Here is a 4551-nt window from a genome sequence, read left to right as displayed (position 1 = left end):
CTCGTGCAGGTGCTCTTCGAGGAAGCCTTCCCCGGCCGCAATACCTATCTCGTGCCGCGGCCGAGGAGTGGTTCGCTGAAGTACGTCGCCGACTTGACGAACGTGCGGCTGCGGCGGTCGATCTACTTCAAGCTGGCTCGACTGCTGGCCCGGCAGGTACGCGCCGCCGATCTCCTGGTTGTGCATGGCATGACTCCGCTCTTCGCGAAGGCCCTGCGCGCGGTTCGGCCGGAGTGCGTGGTGGTCTGGGTCGGCTGGGGCTTCGACTATTACCGGCTTCTCGAGGACCAGCTCGGCGGCCTGCTCCTCGACAAGACCGCGCGTCTGGAACCCGAAGTCACACGCAGCAGGGACCGACCGAAGCCCCGCAAGCCGCTGCCCATCGTGTCGGTGGCCGCGCGCATCGACGCCTTCAGCGTCAATCCGAGCGAAGTCGACCTGCTCCGCGCCGTCCTGCCCGCGCTGCGCGCGACCTATCACGCGCTGCCGTCCTTCACGGTGGAGGACATCTTCGACCGGGGCGCCGCCCTCATGGCGGGCCCCGACATCCTGGTCGGCAATTCGGCCTCCCTGTCCAACAACCATCTCGAAGCCTTCGACATGCTGCTGCCGCTGGTGGGCAGCGACCGCCGGCTGGTGGTGCCTCTGAGTTACGGCAATACCCGCTATGCGGAGCGCGTCGCCCAGGCCGGAAGCGAGCGTTTCGCGGAGCGTTTCGTTCCGCTCCGAACCTGGATGCCCATCGAGGCCTACAACGAGCAGATGCGAAGCTGCGGCTTCGTCGTGATGAACCATCGGCGACAGAAGGCCGTCGGCACCATCGGCGCGGCGCTGTACAAGGGCGCCAAGGTGTTCCTGCGTCCGGAGAATCCGCTGTTCGGCTTTTATGCCGGCCTGGGCGCGGTGATCCACTCGACCGAAGCGCTGGAACAAGGTGATCCGCAAGCGCTGGTGCCGCTGCCCGAAGCGGACCGCCGGCGCAACCGCGAAGTCATCTACGCCCGCTGGGGCCGGCCGAGCGTGCTCGCCGCTATCCGCCGCCTCGCCTCGTACCGTCGCTGAGCCGGTCGGGGGCGTGCCGGGCCGCTGCTTCGGCCGTACCGACCGATCCTTGAGGACAATGCACGGATGGCCGAATTGCGGCCCATGCCGACCGGAACATCGACACCATGAAAACAGCGACTTCGCCTTTTGCCGCGCGTCTGAACAAGCTCAAGCGATCCGTGCGCAAGCGGATCGCCTGGCTCGGCGGCGCCGCGGCGGATCGCGCGAGCCGGCCCGCGTTCGCGCCGCGTGGCGACGTGACGCCGGAAGCGGCAAACGGCACCGCATCGTCGAGCACCGCGGTGCGCCTGAACCTGGGCTGCGGCGACAAGCTGCTGCCGGGTTACGTCAATGTGGACGTGGCGCAGGCTCGCGCGGGCAAATCGCCCGACGTGCTGTGCGACCTGCGCGATCTCGGCGCCTTCCAGTCGGACTCGGCCGACGAGGTGATGGCCATCCACGTCGTCGAGCATTTCTGGCGCTGGGAGATCGAGGCGGTGCTGCGCGAATGGGTGCGCGTGCTCAAGCCGGGCGGCACGATGGTGATCGAATGCCCCAACCTGAAGTCGGCCTGCGAAGCCTTCCTCGCCGACCCCGAGACGGGTTCGCGGCCGGACAAGGCAGGCGGTCAAAGCACGATGTGGGTCTTCTACGGCGATCCGCAGTGGGAAGACCCGCTCATGGTCCACCGCTGGGGCTACACGCCGCACAGCCTGCGCGAGCTGCTGGCGAGCGTGGGCCTCGTCGATGTGCGCCAGGAGGCCGCCCAGTTCAAGAAGCGCGAGCCGCGCGACATGCGCATCGTTGGACGCAAGCCCTCGCAGCGCGTCTGATGCTTGCTCCCGCGGACATCGCCTTCTGGCCTCACACCACCGACCGCGGCATTGCCAGTTACCGGATCCGGTGTGCGCTGGTGATCGAAGGGCTGGCCAGGCTGGGCGCACCCGGCCGGCTCTACGTGCCGGGCGACCCGCCACCGGGCATGCTGGTTCTCAGCAAGCGCTACGACCCCGCTTCCGTGGCGCAGGCCCAGGCCCTGCGCGAGTCGAGCGGCACGCGATGGGCGCTGGACCTGTGTGACAACCACTTCCACTACCGGCAAGACCAGCCTGTCGGCAGCCATCTGCAGTCCCGTTCGGCCCATCTCGTGGAAGCGGTTCATGCCGCCGACTGGGTGGTCACCGCCTCGCAGCGGCTGGCCGAGGAGGTCAGAACGCATTGCCCGAGCGTTCGAGGCATCAGCGTTATCGAGGATGCGGTGGACGACATCACCACGCCGGTCGCACGGACCGAGAAGCTCGCCCTGGATGAACACGCTCATCGGCTCCGGCAGAAGCTGTTCTTCGCATGGCATCGCGCGGCGCCGGGCCGCCGGCTGGTCTGGTTCGGCAACCATGGCTTTCGTCATGCGGACGGCGGCATGCTCGAGTTGGAAACCCTGACCGACGCACTGAACCGGCACCGCGCGCGCGCGCCGCTCAGCCTGACCGTCATCAGCAACAGCCACCGCAAGTTCCGCGGGCTGCGGTCGGCCTGGCGCTTTCCGAGCTTGTATCTGCCCTGGTCGAACCGCTTGTTCGCTGCAGTGATGCCGGCTCACGGCGTGGCGCTGGTGCCGGTGCAGCCCAACCCGGTCACGGTCTGCAAGACCAACAACCGGCTCGTCACGGCGTTCTCGCTGGGCGTAGCCGTGGCCGCGGGCTCGATTCCTTCCTACGAAGAGTTTCGCGGCCGCGCCGTCCTCGACGACTGGGACGACGGCCTGGGCACGCTGATGGACGATGCCGGGGAGCGCGCACTGCGCGTGCAGCGGGCGCGGCAGTTGATTGACAGCCGCTACACGGTCGAGGTGATCAGCCGCAAGTGGGCCACGCTGGGCGAGCGGCTCGTTCGTGCCAGCGAGGGCGCGGATGCGGCACCGTAAGATGACCGTTCTGGCGTTCACCCTCCCGTGATGAGCACTCTCTTTCTCGCATCGACGCCTTTGCACGTGTTCTTTTCGCTCGGTCTGATGCGAGGGCCGTTCAAGGGCCAGGCGCACACGCTGGTGCTCATCGACCAGCGGCCCGGCGAGCGCGACTACATCGCCGAGGCGCTGGAGACCTGCTCGACATCGAAGGTTCGCGTCGTCCGGTTTCCCGCCCTCAAGTCGATCGGGCCCGCGCGTCGCCTGCTGCGCGAGATCAGCGATTTCGCCGCGGCGCTGGCGCCTTCGACCCTGGCAATCGGCAACGACCGGCGCACCGAGTTCTATGCGGCCGTGCGCGGCTGCCCGGGGGCCAGGCGGACGTACATCGACGACGGTCTGTACAGCTACCTGCCGCGCCAGGATGCGCAGCCGGTCTGGCGCCAGAACCTCTCGAGCTGGCGGCGGCGGCTCAAGTACGGCCTGCACGTCGAGCGGCCTTCGGAGATCGGCGGCTCACAGGCGGTGCAGGACGCCTACGTGCTGCTGCCCGAGCAGGTGCATTCGGGGCTGCGGGGCAAGCCGGTGCAGCCCCTGCGGCCCGAATGGTTCGCCGATACCTGGGTGCGTGAGATCTGCATGACCGCCGCTGTCGCTGCCGGCTTCGACGCGGCGCGCTGCGAAGCGATCCGCCTCCTGCTGCTGCTGCCGCATCCGCGTTTCCTGCAGGCTTATCCAGACCTGCGCCAGCGCATCGAGGCCTTGGCCCGCACTCACGCGGAGCGTGGCGACGTGGTCGCGCTGAAGGCGCATCCGGCCGGCGGCGGCATACCGCTTCACCGGCAACTGAGCGTGCCGGCGCAAGGGGTGGTGGAGGTGCCGGCGCGGCTTCCGGTGGAGGTGCTGGTGCCGCTCCTGTCGGGCGCGCTGGTCGTCGGCACCTTGACGACGGCGCTGCTGTCGATGGTGTCGCTGGGCAACCGGGTCACCGTGCGCAGCGTGCTGCCGCAATCCGCGCGCGGCGCCGGCCGCCGCTACAACGACCGGGCTTTCGCGGTCTACGAGTCGGTCGGCATCCGCCCCATCGACGATGAGGCAAGGGCGTGAGCGGTACCGCTAAACTGCACGGCTTCCCAGGAGCGAGCGCGCACCTGCACTTCGAAGACCGGCCGACAACGGGCTCGAACACCGGACCGAACACGGCAACCCAGCGATGACCACCGAGCCTTTGCGCATCTACGTCGGCGCCGTCCACTCCCACCGCCTCCTGTTCGAGGTGCTGCGCTGGTCGATCCGCCGCCACGCATCGCGCCCGGTCGAAGTGCAGGCTATCGGCGAGCTGCTCGGCGAAACGCTCGTGCTGCCGCAGCGCCCCGAGAACCGGCCAGGCACGCCGTTCTCCTTTCACCGCTTCGCCGTGCCGATGCTCGCCGGCTGGCGCAGCCGCGCGATCTACGTCGATTCCGACCAACTTGTGCTGCGCGACATCGCCGAGCTGTACGACCGCCCGATGCGTTTCGGCGCGCGGGTGCTGCGGCGCGTCGGCCGCGGCCCGGACGGCGGCACCGGCATGCGCGCCTCCAGCGTGATGCTGCTGCAGT

4 protein-coding genes and 1 pseudogene are annotated in these 4551 nt (G+C 68.7%); all 5 read left to right on the top strand.

Annotated features, from left to right (window positions below; genetic code table 11):
- Positions 1–1062, top strand: a 1062-nt coding sequence (locus H0W40_RS19320) for a TDP-N-acetylfucosamine:lipid II N-acetylfucosaminyltransferase (RefSeq protein ID WP_292449467.1), incomplete at its 5' end; no start/stop codon positions are given.
- A 107-nt stretch (positions 1063–1169) separates the two neighbouring features.
- Positions 1170–1877 (top strand): methyltransferase domain-containing protein, encoded by a 708-nt coding sequence (locus H0W40_RS19315; protein ID WP_292449465.1) that lies wholly within the window; start codon positions 1170–1172, stop codon positions 1875–1877.
- Positions 1877–2968 (top strand): hypothetical protein, encoded by a 1092-nt coding sequence (locus H0W40_RS19310; protein WP_292449464.1) that lies wholly within the window; start codon positions 1877–1879, stop codon positions 2966–2968. The genes H0W40_RS19315 and H0W40_RS19310 overlap by 1 nt, the downstream gene beginning before the upstream one ends.
- Positions 2969–2998: 30 nt before the next feature.
- Positions 2999–4057 carry a hypothetical protein gene (locus tag H0W40_RS19305; protein WP_292449462.1) on the top strand — a complete coding sequence of 353 codons (1059 nt, stop codon included), beginning with the start codon at positions 2999–3001 and terminating at the stop codon, positions 4055–4057.
- A 106-nt stretch (positions 4058–4163) separates the two neighbouring features.
- Positions 4164–4551, top strand: a pseudogene (locus tag H0W40_RS19300) (hypothetical protein); the annotation flags it as partial.

It is taken from the genome of Methylibium sp. (assembly GCF_013817345.1).
Taxonomy (GTDB): Bacteria; Pseudomonadota; Gammaproteobacteria; order Burkholderiales; family Burkholderiaceae_C; genus Methylibium.
The sequence above is the reverse complement of the archived record's forward strand: the minus strand, read 5'-3'. Positions and strand labels throughout refer to the sequence as shown.

Bases quoted from the DNA above. Each gene is read 5' to 3' on its own strand.
- H0W40_RS19315 (WP_292449465.1), top strand. From the start codon at position 1,170: ATGAAAACAGCGACTTCGCCTTTTGCCGCGCGTCTGAACAAGCTCAAG.
- H0W40_RS19310 (WP_292449464.1), top strand. From the start codon at position 1,877: ATGCTTGCTCCCGCGGACATCGCCTTCTGGCCTCACACCACCGACCGC.
- H0W40_RS19305 (WP_292449462.1), top strand. From the start codon at position 2,999: ATGAGCACTCTCTTTCTCGCATCGACGCCTTTGCACGTGTTCTTTTCG.